We start from the raw sequence: 13,195 nt of genomic DNA on the forward strand, positions 1-13,195 counted from the left end.
GCTGCTCCTGCTGCCGCGCCAGGTCTTCTTGGCACCGAGGGTCAGGCTTCCTTGACGAAGAATCGGTCGATGACGTTCTGCGCTAGGCGCGCCGGCTTCAGCGTCTCGGCGTCCAGGCAGCACCAGCTCGACTTCACTTCGGCGAGCACTTCGGAGCCGCGCTTGATCACCGTTTCGTAAAAGGCGCGGGCGCCATGCACCTTTTCCAGCAGCACCGTCGCCACGACTTCGTCGTCAAGGAACGCCGGGCGGCGATAGGTGATCTCATGCTTCAGCGCGACCCACAGATGCTGGCCGACAACGTCGGTCGGGGCGAAACGCTGCCAATGGTCGATCACCGCCGCCTGAACCCATTTCAGGTAGCTGGCATTGTTCACATGCCCCATGAAGTCGATATCGTCCTGCGCCACGTCGACGGGGAATTCATGGGGAAGTGCTGAAGCGACCATGAGTCGATCTTAGCCGATGCGCGGGCGGCGCGCGAGTCGTTCCGCCAAAAGCTTTGATATCCTTGCCGTTTGGAAAGCTTTGCGCCGTCAAGTAGCGAAGCGCGCCGGTGAATAGCCGGGCGGATCGACCCCCCGGTCGCTCACATCGGGCACACGGCCCAGCAGCAGCGAGGCTGAGAGCCGCGCGGCGGCGGGCGCGGTCTGAATGCCGAAGCCGCCCTGCCCGGCGCACCAGAAGAAGCCAGGCACCGCGGGATCGAAGCCATAGACTGGCAGACGGTCCGGCGCGAAGCTCCGCAGACCTGCCCATTTATGTTCGAGCCTGTCCACGCGCCAATCGACGACATGCTCGAACCGATGGATCGCGAGAGCGATGTCCAGTTCCTCAGGCGCGGCGTCGCAAGGTTCGCTCGCAGTCTCGTCATGCGGGCTCAGCCAGAGCCGTCCCCCCGCCTCCGGCTTGAAGTAGAAGCTGCCGCCGACGTGCAGGATATGCGGGCAGCCCGCGGGCGGCGCCGGGTCGGTGGCCAACTGGAGCATGGTGCGTCGATAAGGCTGGATGTTCAGGGGGCGGGCGCCCGCCGCGCGGGCGACGGAGTCCGCCCACGCACCCGCGGCGTTCACCAGGATGTCGGCAGCAAACTGGCCCGCCCCAGTCCGCAGCTGCCACTGACCATCACGATGCGCGGATTCGAGCGCGGCGGCAGTAACGATCGCCACTCCGGCGCAACGCGCGGCGGCCAGGTAATGCGCATGCAGCGCGGCCACATCGATATAGGCGCAGCTCGGCTCCAGCACGCCGAGTATCCATCCCGGACGCAATCCCGGCAGATGCGCACGCGGGTCAGTCGGCTGCAGTTCGACGCTGGTTCCGGCGAACACCCGCAACAGCGCGTCGACCGCTTCAGCCTCTTCGCCGCGCCCGATATGAAGCGCGCCAAGCGGATCAAGGAAGCCGCCGTCACGCAGGAACGCGCCCGACGCCGTCGTGAGCGGCTGGATGGCCGGCCCGCCATAGGTTTCAGACCAGAACGCCGCCGAACGTCCGGTGGCATGATAGCCCGGGCGTTCCTCGGCTTCGAGCAACAGCACCCGCGCATGCGGCGCAAGCTCGGCGGCAAGACTTGCCCCGGCGATGCCCGCGCCGACAATTGCGATGTCATACCGCGTCACGGGCGCGGCACTCGCTCGGTCAGAAACGCGTCGATTTCACTTAGAGCACGGTCGCGCACGGCGTCGACTTCGCGCAGGATCTCGTGCGCGCTTTCCCGGCCGAAGGTAACGACGCGGCAGTCGCGGATGCGCGGCGCCAGGCGAAGCGCGGCACGCGGATCGACCAGGCCGTCGCGAGTCGCGACCAGCATCAGCACGGGCGCCACGATGTTTCCCAGCCGCGGATCGGCGGCAAGCGCGCGCATCGACTTGAACCCCTCGATCACCCAGCGCCAGCTCGGCGGCCCGGTCATCAGCGCCGGCTGGTGCATCTGCCACCAGATCTCGTCGGAATAGCGTGCGGCGTCGTGCGTCAGCAGCGTGTTGCGCGTGGTCGTGGTGTAAGGCTTCTCATTGCCCTTCCAGGCCGGCCGCGCAGTGTCGCCCAGGCCGCCCAGCAACTGCGCGGCGCGCTCGGCAAAGGGTCCGAACACCCCCCGCCGGAAGCCGAGCATCGGCGCGACCAGCACCGCCGCATCGGGCCGGATCACTCCCTCCGCCAGCGCGCGCAGGACCAGATGCCCGCCCATTGAATGCCCCATCACCACATGCGGACCGGGCGTTGACGCATGCCAGTCCGCGTGAAAGGCGCGCAGATCGCCGACATAGCGGCCATAGTCGTCGATATGGCCGCAATTGCCGGCATCGGTGCAGCGGCCCGATCCGCCCTGCCCGCGCCAGTCGAACGACGCCACGTGCCAGCCCTGGGCGTGCCAATGCGCCAGCGACTCGAGATACTTTTCGGCCACGTCGCCGCGCCCGCCCTGGAACAGGATTGACCCGCGCGGCGTGTCGGCCTGGGCTGGCCAGTCCAGCACCCGCATGTCCCATCCATCCGGCGCGGCCCAGCGGCTGACCCGCGCACCAGGCGGCAGTGCGCGACGGTCTATCAGGGAAGTTGCCATGGTAAGTGGTTACGTTTTGATAAGCCGTCCCGTCTAGGGATTAACCGTGATGGGGGACCCGTTCGCACTCTTTCTGATCGGCGCGTTCGCGCTGCTGCTGGTGTCTGCCGGTGTCGAGGACGTGCGCACGCGTGAAATCGCCAATTGGAAGAATGCGATTCTCGCACTGCTCGCCCCGGCTTGGTGGTGGTTCAACGGCATGGGCGTGTGGCCAGACATGGTGGTCCAGATCGGTGTCGCGCTGCTGGTCTTCGCCTTTTTCTTCGCGGCCTTCTGCCTGGGGCAGATGGGCGGCGGAGACGTGAAGCTGATCGGCGCGCTCGCGCTGTGGCTGCCACCGCAGCCGCTGCTGTGGATGCTGGTCGTCATGTCGCTGCTCGGCGGAGCGCTGACGCTGCTCCTGCTCGCCGATCACTGGTTCCGGCGCACGGAGCGCGGCCAGATCGAGGTTCCCTATGGCGTGGCGATCGCTCTTGCCGGGCTCCTGACTCTTAACGAACCGATTTTTAACCAGTTTCTGTGATGTTTAACGCTGGCGCAACCAGTCGGTGGCGTTCTTGAAAAGGCTCGAAGCGAATGGATGCACGCAAGCTCTTCCTGCTGGTCGGCGCGTTGGTGGTGGCTGCCGTCACTGCCTTCATGGCGCGCAGCCTGGTGATCGGAGCGCCTGCCCCACAAGCGGCAGCGGCGCTGAACACGGCAGCGCCTGAGAACACCACCGAAGTGATGGTCGCGACTCGGGCGCTGCCCGTCGGCACCATTCTCGACGCCGAAGCGGTGAAGTTCGTCGCCTGGCCCAAGGAACTGGTCGAAGGCGCTTACTTCGTGAAGGGCGAAAGCGAGCCCGGCAAGCTGCAAGGCACGGTCGTGCGCTTCGCGATTCCCGCTGGCCAGCCGATTACTCAGGGTGCACTGGTGAAGCCCGGCGACCGCGGCTTCCTGGCGGCGGCTCTCGGACCCGGCATGCGCGCGGTCACCGTACCTGTTTCAGCGCAGAGCTCGGTCGCAGGCTTCGTGTTCCCAGGCGACCGAGTCGATCTGGTGCTCACCCAATCGGTTTCCGGCGGCGGCGATGGCCCTCCGCTCAAGGCGTCCGAGACGATCCTGCGCAACCTGCGCGTGCTCGCCACCGATCAGCGCACCGACAAGCAGGCCGACGAAAAGGGCAACACGGTCGTCAGCACCTTCTCCAACGTAACGCTGGAGGCGACGCCCAAGATCGCTGAGAAGATCGCGGTCGCGCAGACAGTGGGTGACCTGTCACTTTCACTGCGCTCGATCGCCGACAATCAAAGCGAGCTGGACCAAGCGATCGCCAGCGGCGAAGTGGAAGTGCCTGCCGACGGCGATCCGAAAAAGGAAAAGGCCATGCTGGCGCGCCTCGCCGCCCGGCCGATGGAAGGCGGGTCGACCTTCGCCACCGGCGCTGACGTGTCGCGTTTCCAGCGCAGCACGGTGCCCGGCAAGGGGGGCGAAGGCGCCAGCAACAACAGCAGCGGTCCGGCGCCCGCACCCGCACCCGCACCTGCGGCAGGCAGCTTCCCCGGCGCGTCGGCGCCGGTGCGCCGCGGCCCGGTGGTCACTGTCGTACGTGGCAATGCCGAGACCGAAGTTCAGGTCGGGGGTTTCAAGTGATGAAAGCGAAGACTCTTGTGGCCCGCGCGCTTGCCGCCACGGCCATGACCGCCCTGTTTGCCGCCATGCCCGCCCAGGTAATGGCGCAGGGGCGCCAGCGCGCCCGCGTCGGTGAGATGCCGGCTGGATCGCAGCGCCCGACTTCGGAAGTACTGCTCTCGGTTGGCGAAGGCGAGCTGATCTCATTGCCGCAGAGCGTGGCGAATGTGTGGGTGTCCAACCCAGGCGTCGCCGATGTCTATGTGACCAATCCGCGCCAGATCAACCTGTTCGGCAAGGCCGATGGCGAAGCCACAATCTTCGCCACCAGCGCCAGCGGCACCGTGGTGTATTCGACTCGGGTGCGGGTGAACCAGAACATCACGGCGCTGGACCGCATGCTGAAGATCGCCATGCCCGAAGCGTCGATCCGCGTGACCACTGCGGGACAGCTTGCGGTGCTGACCGGCACTGTCGCATCGCCCGATGATTCGCAGCAGGCCGAACGGCTGGTGATCGCCGCGCTCAATCCCGGCGTGAACACCAGCGACACCAACGTCGCCCTCAAGATGGCGGTGATCAACCGGCTGAAGACTGCGACCCCGCTCCAGGTAAACCTTCAGGTGCGCTTCGCCGAAGTGAGCCGCAGTTTCGTCAAGAATGTCGGCGTGAACATCACCAACCGCGACAGCGGCGGCTTCCTTTTCGGCATCGCTCAGGGCCGCCAAGGCTCCTTCACATACAACAACGGGACGACAACAACGCCGCAGGGCGTCAGGCCTGGCGGCTCACTGGTCACCTTCCCCGCTCAGAGCGGCAGCAACACGCTGCTCGGCGCGGCCGGACGCTTCCTAGGCACCGACCTGCTGGCGTCGCTCGACCTGGGCGAGACGATCGGCCAGGTAACCACGCTTGCGACGCCGAACCTAACAGCGATCTCGGGCGAAACCGCCAATTTCCTCGCGGGCGGCGAAATTCCGATACCGATCGCGCAGGCACTCGGCACCGTTTCGGTCGAATACAAGCAATACGGCGTCAGCCTGGCGTTTACGCCCACCGTGCTGGCCGACGGTCGCATTTCGCTGCGCGTCCGCCCCGAAGTGTCGCAGCTCTCGTCCTCGGGCGCAGTCACTCTCAACGGCGTCTCCATTCCCGCCCTCACGACCCGGCGCAGCGAGACGACGGTCGAACTCGGCTCGGGGGAAAGCATGGTAATCGGCGGCCTGATGCAGAACACCCATAATAACAGCTTCACCAAGACGCCGGGCGCCGCCGATATCCCGATCCTGGGCGCGTTGTTCCGTTCCAACGCGTTTCAGCGCAACGAAACCGAGCTGATGATCGTCATCACGCCTTATCTGGTGAAGCCGGTCAATGCGAGCCAGATCGTGCTGCCAACTGATGGCTATCAAGCGCCGGGTGATCTGCAACGGATCATTGGCGGTCAGCTGAGCGGCATTGGCGGCGGCGACCGGCCCAAGCCCAGCATGGCGCCGCAAAGCGCAATGCCGACGGTCGGCGCCATGGCGCCGCTGCCTGTGGCGCCCGCGGCCCAGGCTCCCGACCGCAGCGCGCCACAGGGAGCGAGGCCAAGCCCGGCTCCGGCGCCTTCAAACAAGAAGAAGAAGGGCGGCTCCGCAGCCCCCGGCTTCGGCTTCTGATCCGCGAGGAGACACGTAATGATGTCGCGCTTCACTCCCCTGCTCCTTGCGCCTGCGCTTATGCTCGGCGCTTGCGGAACGTATAATGGCGGCCTTGAAACGGTGTACCAGCCGGTCGTTCAACGAAACTTCTACGTGCTCGACCTGCAAACGGCCGGCTATGCGTTGGCGCCTGGCGAGGGCGATCGGCTGTCGGGCTGGTTGGGATCCATGGGCCTGCGCTACGGCGATCAGGTCGCGGTGGACGATGGCGGTGCCGGAAACGCGGGCCGTGAGGAAATCGCTGCGGAAGCGGGGCGCTATGGCTTGCTGCTGAACGAAAAAGCGCCGGTCACGATTGGCCAGATCGAACCGGGCACCGTCCGTGTGGTCGTTACCCGCATGCAGGCCACCGTGCCGGGCTGCCCCGACTTCTCGCGCCAATATCAACCTGACTTCTCCGCAAGCACCACTTCCAATTTCGGCTGCGCGACCAACGGCAATCTAGCCGCAATGGTCGCCGACCCGGGCGATTTGGTGAAGGGTGCGCCTGGCTCGCCGACCGCCGATCCCCGCCGCGCGAACAAGGCCATCAACGCGTTGCGCAACGCGCCGCCTTCGGGCGCGGGCGGCACCGCGGTCCGGTCGGAATCTGCCGGAGGTGGCCGATGAACGCGCCGTTTAACTCGTCGCGCACGGCGCACCGGGACCCCTTTGTCGCCTTTGTCTGCGACGAACCGACTGCGGAGGCGCTGCGGCCGATCGCCATCGAACTCGGCTGGTCGCCCGAAAAGGTCAACAAGGGCGGGCTGCGCAACGCGGTTCAGACCTTGTCGGTCTCGGCGAGCCCGAACATCCTGTTCGTTGACTTGTCCGAGTCCGGCGACCCGCTCAACGACATCAACGCGCTCGCCGAAGTGTGCGAGCCCGGTACGATCGTGATCGCGTCGGGCCAGGTCAACGATGTGCGGTTGTACCGCGATCTGCTCGCCAGCGGTATCCACGACTATTTGCTTAAGCCGCTCAATCCGGACGCGCTGCGCGATGTATTCGCCCAGGCGCAGAGCGCGCTCAACGCGCCCAAACACAGCGATCCAGTGAATGAGCGCCCGCATTGTGCGGTCGTGGTGATCGGCACGCGCGGTGGCGCAGGGGCTTCCACCATCGGTACGTCACTAGCCTGGTTACTGAGCGACAAGCACGCCCGTTCAACCGCGCTGCTCGATCTGGACGTGCACTTCGGCACGGGCGCGCTGGCGCTCGATTTGGAACCCGGTCGCGGTCTTACCGACGCGATCGAAAATCCCAGCCGTATCGACGGGCTGTTCATCGAGCGCGCGATGGTGCGCGCGTCAGAGCGGCTGGCCGTGCTTTCGGCCGAAGCACCGATAAACTCGCCACTGATGAGCGACGGCGCCGCATTCTATCAGTTGCAGGAAGAAATGCGCAGCGCGTTCGAGTGCACGGTGATCGATCTCCCGCGCGGCATGCTGGTCAATCATCCACACTTGATCACCGACGTGCAGGTCGCCGTGCTGGTCACCGATCTCACGCTGGCTGCGGCGCGCGACACGATCCGCATCCTCAGTTGGTTCAAATCGAATGCGCCGCAGACTCAGGTCATCTTGGTAGCAAACAAGGTGCAGCCAGCGGCGGTCCTCGAGATCAGCCGCAAAGATTTCGAAACATCGATCGAACGCAAGATCGACTTCCTCGTGCCGTTCGACGCGAAGCTAGCCAGCCAGGCCGCGAAGCTCGGCAAGCCGCTGGCCGAAGTCGGCAAAACTGTGAAGACGATGCAGCCGCTCGTCGAGTTGGCCCGGCGCACCACCGCGATAACCGAGATCGAACTGGACGCCGGGACGGGACCGGCATCCAACGGCAAGCGTGGATCGTCGCTGCTCGACAAGCTGAAGACCAGCGTGAGCAAGGCAAAGAAGTAAACTATTCCGGGTGCAGGACCGCCCGGATGCATGAAGCTGGAGACGATCGGGCGTGGACATGCTGCCAATCTTGATGCTCGGCGGCGCCGTCTTTCTGGTGCTGGCGATGCTGATCGCGGCCTTTTCGGGCCCGTCGACGGCGCGTGCGGGATCGCGCCGGCTCAACACTCTGCGCGATCGGCATGCCGGCGTCGTCGGACCTGCGGCAGTGGAAACGCAGATCCGTCGGGCGAGCGCGTCGCAGTCAGGCATGGACACTGCCGCCCTGCGCCTGCTCCCCAACCCGGCGGAGCTTCAGAAGCGGCTGGCCATGACGGGCAAGCCATGGACGGTGGGACAATATGGTCTGGTGACGCTTGGCCTGATCATGGTGCCCACGCTGCTGCTGCTGCTGAAGGGCGCACCGATCTGGCTGGCGCTGTTCCTCAGCCTGGCGCTCGGCATGGGCCTGCCGCATTTCGTCGTCAGCTTCTTCATCAAGCGCCGCGTGGGAAAATTCACCGCCAAGTTCCCAGACGCGATCGAATTGCTGGTGCGCGGTCTGCGCTCGGGTCTCCCGATCACCGAAACCATGACCGTGGTCGGTTCCGAAGTCAGCGGTCCGGTGGGCGAGGAGTTCCGCGCCGTGTCCGACAAGATGAAGATTGGCCGGACGCTGGATGTCGCGCTTCAGGAAACCGCCGACCGCCTCGGCACACCTGAATTTCAGTTCTTCACCATCACCATCGCCATCCAGCGGGAAACCGGCGGCAATTTGGCCGAGACGCTCGCCAATTTGGCCGAGGTGCTCCGCAAGCGCAGCCAGATGAAGCTGAAGATCAAGGCGATGTCCTCGGAGTCGAAGGCTTCGGCGCTGATCGTCGGCTCGCTACCCTTCATCGTATTCGGGCTCGTTTGGTTCATTAACAACGATTACATGATGAACTTCTTCAAGGATGAGCGGCTGATGGTCGCCGGGGCCGGCGGACTGGTCTGGATGAGCCTGGGCGCCTTCATCATGGCCAAGATGGTCAATTTCGAGATTTGATGCGATGACCACACCCAACGGACCGACTTTGCTGGGCGTCGATGTGCTGTGGGTCGCCACGCTGCTCGCCGCCGTTTGCGCCGCCGCGGTGGTCTTCGCGATTTACACTGCGCTTTCCGTGCGCGACCCGATGGCAAAGCGCGTCAAGGCGCTGAATGACCGCCGCGAGCAGCTAAAGGCCGGCATCACTGCGTCCACCAGCAAGCGGCGTGCGAAGCTGGTGCAGAAGAGCGAAGCCTCGGACCGCATTCGCTCGCTACTTTCTGGCATGAAGGTGCTCCAGGACGAGCAGCTCAAGGTCGCCCAAGTCAAGCTGCTCCAGGCCGGTATTCGCCGCAAGGAATGGGCTGTCGGCGTTATTTTTGGACGGCTGGTGCTGCCGATCGTGCTCGGCGGCATCATGGGCTTCCTGGTCTATGGCACCAACAGCTTCGCCGAATGGTCGCCGATCAAGCGCTACCTCATCGTCGCAGGCTCGCTGATCCTGGGCTACAAGGCGCCCGACATCTACCTCAAGAACGCGATCCAGAAGCGCAGCCATGCGATCCGCAAGGGCCTCCCCGACGCGCTCGATCTGCTGGTGATCTGCGCCGAAGCGGGCCTCACCGTCGATGCTGCCTTCGCTCGGGTTTCGCGCGAGCTGGGCAAAGCCTATCCCGAGTTGGGCGAAGAATGCTCGCTCACCGCAATTGAGCTGGGCTTCCTGACCGATCGGCGCCAGGCGTTCGATAATCTTGCCAAGCGCATAGACCTGGAGGCGGTGCGCGGCGTGGTCACCACCATGATCCAGACCGAGAAATACGGCACTCCGCTCGCCTCGGCGCTACGCGTGCTTTCTGCCGAGTTCCGCAACGAGCGCATGATGCGCGCCGAGGAAAAGGCCGCGCGCCTGCCCGCGATCATGACCGTGCCGCTGATCCTGTTCATCCTGCCGGTGCTGTTCATCGTCATCCTGGGTCCGGCCGCCTGCTCGATCAGCGACGCGCTCATCAAGTGAACTGAACCCGAATCGCCGCGCACGCGTTGGCGGTTTGGGGCAGGCACCGCCTCCCCCCAGCAACAAGGGAGGTCGTTCCATGCAGGATTTGCCGTTTCAAACGCCTACGCAATGGGCGGCGCTCGCGGTCGCGCTGATCGCCGGGCTGCTGCTTGGGCTCGCGCTGGCGCCGCGGCACCGCAAGTGGCGCGACCGCTATCATGGCGAGGAACTTGCGCACAGCAGCTTCCGCACCCGCGCCGAGACCGAGCTGAAGGAGCGCAACACCCGCGTGCGTGCGCTCGAAGAGGAAAACCTTCGTCTGCGCGAAACGCTGGACAAGGGCGGCGTTGCACTACCAGCCGGCGCCGCGGCGGTCGCGGCGACCGGATCCAGTGGTTGGTTCGGGCGCGGCGGCGACGATCTCACCCGCATTCGCGGCATCGACGAGACGCGCGCCAAGCAGCTCCACAAGCTCGGCTTCAAGAGCTTCGCCGACCTTGAGGACATGCGCCTCGACCAGGCGCTCACCGCCGAGCAGAAGCTGGGCATGGGCCCTGGCGCCATCGCCGCGGCCGGCTGGCGCGAACAGGCCAGCCTGCTGCGCACCGGCCGCCACGAGGAACACGCCAAGCGCTACGGATAAGGCCCGATCCTCCCCTTTTTGGGGAGGATCGCCTTACTTCCGCAAGGCCGCCTGCGCTGCCGCAAGTCGGGCAATCGGCACGCGGTACGGTGAAGCCGACACGTAATCGAGGCCCGTCGCCTCGCAGAACGCAATGCTCGCCGGATCGCCACCATGCTCGCCGCAGATGCCCAGCTTGATGTCGCCGCGCGTCTTGCGTCCCCGCTCGGCGGCGAGCGCGATCAGTTCGCCCACGCCTTCGACGTCCAGGCTGACGAACGGGTCCTTGGCGTAGATGCCCTTCTCGACATAGCTGGTCAGGAACCGTGCCGCATCATCACGGCTAACGCCCAGAGTCGTTTGAGTCAGGTCGTTGGTGCCGAACGAGAAGAACGCGCCCACCTCGGCGATCTCGCCAGCCTTCAGTGCCGCGCGCGGCAGCTCTATCATCGTGCCGACCAGATAGTCGACGCGCTTGCCCGTCTCGGCGAATACCGCCTCGGCCGCCTTGTCGACCACAGCCTTCATCAGCTCCAGCTCGCGCTTCGTCGCGACCAGCGGGATCATGATCTCAGGCACGGGCGCTTCATCCAGGCTGACCGCCGCCTCGAAGATCGCGCGCGCCTGCATCTCGTAAATCTCGGGATAGGTCACGCCCAGCCGGCAGCCGCGATGCCCCAGCATCGGGTTGAACTCGTGCAGCTCGGCCGCCCGTCGCTTGAGCACCTCGACATCAACCGACGCGGCCTGCGCCACTTCGGCGAACTCGGCCTCTTCATGCGGCAGGAACTCGTGCAGCGGCGGATCGAGCAAGCGGATGGTGACCGGCAGCCCAGCCATCACTCTGAAGATCTCGGCAAAGTCGCTGCGCTGCTCGGGCAGCAGCTTTTCGAGCGCCGCGCGGCGGCCCGCTTCGTCCTCGGCCAAGATCATCTGGCGCACGGCGGTGATCCGCGCACCTTCGAAAAACATGTGCTCGGTCCGGCACAGCCCAATGCCCTCGGCACCGAAGTCGCGCGCAGTGCGGCAATCCAGCGGGGTTTCGGCATTGGTGCGCACCTTCAGCCGGCGCTTGGCATCGGCCCATTCCATGAGCGTACCGAAATCACCCGACAGTTCGGGCTGCACCGTGGGCACTTCGCCGAACATCACTTCACCGGTCGTGCCGTCGATCGTGACGATATCGCCCTCCCGCACTTCGCGGCTCCCCACGCGCAGCATCTTCTCGCGCGCATTGATCGCCAGCGTGCCCGCACCGGAGACGCAGGGGCGTCCCATGCCGCGCGCCACCACCGCGGCGTGGCTGGTCATCCCGCCGCGCGCGGTCAGGATGCCCTTGGCCGCGTGCATGCCGTGAATATCTTCAGGCGAGGTTTCGATGCGGATCAGGATCACCGCCTCGCCTGCCGCCGCGCGCTTCTCGGCGGTGTCGCTGTCGAACACCGCCTTGCCCGACGCCGCGCCGGGTGACGCTGGCAGCCCCTTGGTCAACACGTCGCGCGGCGCGTCAGGGTCGAGCGTGGGGTGAAGCAGCTGGTCGAGCGCCTGTGGATCGACGCGCAGGATCGCTTCCTCGGTCGAGATAAGCCCTTCATTGGCCATGTCGACCGCGATTTTGAGCGCCGCCTTGGCGGTGCGCTTGCCCGACCGCGTCTGAAGCATCCACAGCTTGGCCCGCTCCACCGTGAACTCGATGTCCTGCATGTCGCGATAATGCGTTTCAAGGGTGTCGAACACGCCCGCCAGCTGGGAATAAACCTCCGGCATGGCTTCTTCCATCGACGCCGGCTTGGCCCCTGCCCGTTCGCGCGCGGCGAGGGTCAGATATTGCGGGGTACGGATGCCCGCCACCACGTCTTCGCCCTGCGCATTGATCAGGAACTCGCCATAATAAGCGCGCTCGCCAGTGGACGGATCGCGCGTGAAAGCGACCCCGGTGGCTGAAGTCTCGCCCATGTTGCCGAACACCATCGCCTGGACGTTCACGGCCGTGCCCCAGCCGCCCGGAATGTCGTTCAGCCGGCGATAGACCTTGGCGCGCTCCGACTGCCACGATCCGAACACCGCGCCCACCGCACCCCAGAGCTGGTCGTGCACGTCCTGCGGGAACGGCTTGCCCCACAGTTCCTCGACCAGCGCCTTGTACTCGGCGACGAGGCCCTGAAGGTCCTTAGCGGAAAGTTCGGTGTCAAGCGCGAAGCCGCGATCTTCCTTGGCGATCTCCAGCGCTTCCTCGAACCGGCCGTGATCGAGCTCCAGCACCACATCGGCATACATCTGGATGAAGCGGCGATAGCTGTCCCAGGCGAAGCGGTCGTCGCCCGAGGTGGCGGCGAGGCCCTGCACCGTCTGGTCGTTCAGGCCCAGGTTGAGCACCGTGTCCATCATGCCAGGCATCGACACGCGGGCGCCCGAGCGGACCGAGACCAGCAGCGGATCGGCCGCGTCGCCGAAACGCTTGCCGGTGATCCCCTCGATATGGGCGATGCCGTTCGCGACTTCGGCCTTCACGCTGTCGGGGAAGGTCTCGCCTTCCTCATAATAGCGGGTGCACATTTCGGTCGAAATGGTGAAGCCCGGGGGCACCGGCAGGCCGATCGACGCCATTTCCGCTAGGTTGGCACCCTTGCCTCCCAGAAGGTTCTTGTCGCCCGCGCCGCCGTCGGAAACCCCACCGCCGAAACGGTACACATACTGAGTCATCAACATCCCTTTGCCGAAGCGTCACCTGGGTGATCGTTTCGCTATCGCACCTGCGAACAGGAAGGAAGCGCTGACCGCGTTGTCAGGTTCCAAGTAGAGGA

Annotated in this window: 12 protein-coding genes; 8 read left to right on the forward strand and 4 right to left on the reverse strand. The window is 65.4% G+C overall.

Annotated features, from left to right (window positions below; translation table 11 throughout):
- Positions 1-41: 41 nt before the first annotated feature.
- The 3 genes from FHT02_RS06450 to FHT02_RS06460 form a co-directional block, all read right to left on the reverse strand.
- Entirely contained in the window at positions 42-449 is a 408-nt protein-coding gene (locus FHT02_RS06450) for an acyl-CoA thioesterase (protein ID WP_184085715.1), read from the reverse strand.
- An 87-nt stretch (positions 450-536) separates the two neighbouring features.
- Entirely contained in the window at positions 537-1,622 is a 1,086-nt protein-coding gene (locus FHT02_RS06455) for an FAD-dependent oxidoreductase (protein WP_184085717.1), read from the reverse strand.
- Complete coding sequence (locus FHT02_RS06460; RefSeq protein WP_184085719.1) at positions 1,619-2,566, reverse strand: alpha/beta fold hydrolase; 948 nt, start codon at positions 2,564-2,566, stop codon at positions 1,619-1,621. The genes FHT02_RS06455 and FHT02_RS06460 overlap by 4 nt, the downstream gene beginning before the upstream one ends.
- A gap of 49 nt (positions 2,567-2,615) precedes the next feature.
- Between FHT02_RS06460 and FHT02_RS06465 the strand changes: the two genes are divergently transcribed.
- From FHT02_RS06465 to FHT02_RS06500, 8 genes are all read left to right on the forward strand, one after another.
- Complete coding sequence (locus FHT02_RS06465; RefSeq protein ID WP_184085721.1) at positions 2,616-3,089, forward strand: A24 family peptidase; 474 nt, start codon at positions 2,616-2,618, stop codon at positions 3,087-3,089.
- A 53-nt stretch (positions 3,090-3,142) separates the two neighbouring features.
- Positions 3,143-4,201 carry a Flp pilus assembly protein CpaB gene (gene cpaB, locus FHT02_RS06470; protein WP_184085723.1) on the forward strand — a complete coding sequence of 353 codons (1,059 nt, stop codon included), beginning with the start codon at positions 3,143-3,145 and terminating at the stop codon, positions 4,199-4,201.
- A gap of 44 nt (positions 4,202-4,245) precedes the next feature.
- Positions 4,246-5,841 carry a type II and III secretion system protein family protein gene (locus tag FHT02_RS06475; protein ID WP_246352230.1) on the forward strand — a complete coding sequence of 532 codons (1,596 nt, stop codon included), beginning with the start codon at positions 4,246-4,248 and terminating at the stop codon, positions 5,839-5,841.
- Positions 5,842-5,859: 18 nt separating this feature from the next.
- Complete coding sequence (locus FHT02_RS06480) at positions 5,860-6,492, forward strand: CpaD family pilus assembly lipoprotein (protein WP_184085727.1); 633 nt, start codon at positions 5,860-5,862, stop codon at positions 6,490-6,492.
- On the forward strand, positions 6,489-7,763 hold the full coding sequence (locus tag FHT02_RS06485) for a CpaE/TadZ family protein (RefSeq protein ID WP_184085729.1): 1,275 nt from the start codon (positions 6,489-6,491) through the stop codon (positions 7,761-7,763). Before FHT02_RS06480 ends, FHT02_RS06485 begins: the two co-directional genes overlap by 4 nt.
- Positions 7,764-7,815: 52 nt before the next feature.
- A complete protein-coding gene (locus FHT02_RS06490) occupies positions 7,816-8,790 on the forward strand; it encodes a type II secretion system F family protein (RefSeq protein WP_184085731.1) in 975 nt (324 codons plus the stop codon).
- A gap of 4 nt (positions 8,791-8,794) precedes the next feature.
- A complete protein-coding gene (locus tag FHT02_RS06495) occupies positions 8,795-9,787 on the forward strand; it encodes a type II secretion system F family protein (RefSeq protein ID WP_184085733.1) in 993 nt (330 codons plus the stop codon).
- 79 nt (positions 9,788-9,866) lie between these two features.
- Positions 9,867-10,412, forward strand: a complete 546-nt coding sequence (locus FHT02_RS06500; RefSeq protein ID WP_184085735.1) for a hypothetical protein — start codon at positions 9,867-9,869, stop codon at positions 10,410-10,412.
- 33 nt (positions 10,413-10,445) lie between these two features.
- Here FHT02_RS06500 and ppdK read toward each other — a convergent pair whose 3' ends face one another.
- Positions 10,446-13,094 (reverse strand): pyruvate, phosphate dikinase, encoded by a 2,649-nt coding sequence (gene ppdK / locus FHT02_RS06505; protein ID WP_184085737.1) that lies wholly within the window; start codon positions 13,092-13,094, stop codon positions 10,446-10,448.
- Positions 13,095-13,195 lie beyond the last annotated feature (101 nt).

This window comes from Sphingomonas xinjiangensis (assembly GCF_014199255.1).
In the GTDB taxonomy this organism is placed as follows: Bacteria; Pseudomonadota; Alphaproteobacteria; order Sphingomonadales; family Sphingomonadaceae; genus Sphingomonas; species Sphingomonas xinjiangensis.

Bases quoted from the DNA above. Each gene is read 5' to 3' on its own strand.
- FHT02_RS06450 (WP_184085715.1), bottom strand. From the start codon at position 449: ATGGTCGCTTCAGCACTTCCCCATGAATTCCCCGTCGACGTGGCGCAG.
- FHT02_RS06460 (WP_184085719.1), bottom strand. From the start codon at position 2,566: ATGGCAACTTCCCTGATAGACCGTCGCGCACTGCCGCCTGGTGCGCGG.
- FHT02_RS06465 (WP_184085721.1), top strand. From the start codon at position 2,616: ATGGGGGACCCGTTCGCACTCTTTCTGATCGGCGCGTTCGCGCTGCTG.
- cpaB (WP_184085723.1), top strand. From the start codon at position 3,143: ATGGATGCACGCAAGCTCTTCCTGCTGGTCGGCGCGTTGGTGGTGGCT.
- FHT02_RS06475 (WP_246352230.1), top strand. From the start codon at position 4,246: ATGACCGCCCTGTTTGCCGCCATGCCCGCCCAGGTAATGGCGCAGGGG.
- FHT02_RS06480 (WP_184085727.1), top strand. From the start codon at position 5,860: ATGATGTCGCGCTTCACTCCCCTGCTCCTTGCGCCTGCGCTTATGCTC.
- FHT02_RS06485 (WP_184085729.1), top strand. From the start codon at position 6,489: ATGAACGCGCCGTTTAACTCGTCGCGCACGGCGCACCGGGACCCCTTT.
- FHT02_RS06495 (WP_184085733.1), top strand. From the start codon at position 8,795: ATGACCACACCCAACGGACCGACTTTGCTGGGCGTCGATGTGCTGTGG.
- FHT02_RS06500 (WP_184085735.1), top strand. From the start codon at position 9,867: ATGCAGGATTTGCCGTTTCAAACGCCTACGCAATGGGCGGCGCTCGCG.
- ppdK (WP_184085737.1), bottom strand. From the start codon at position 13,094: ATGACTCAGTATGTGTACCGTTTCGGCGGTGGGGTTTCCGACGGCGGC.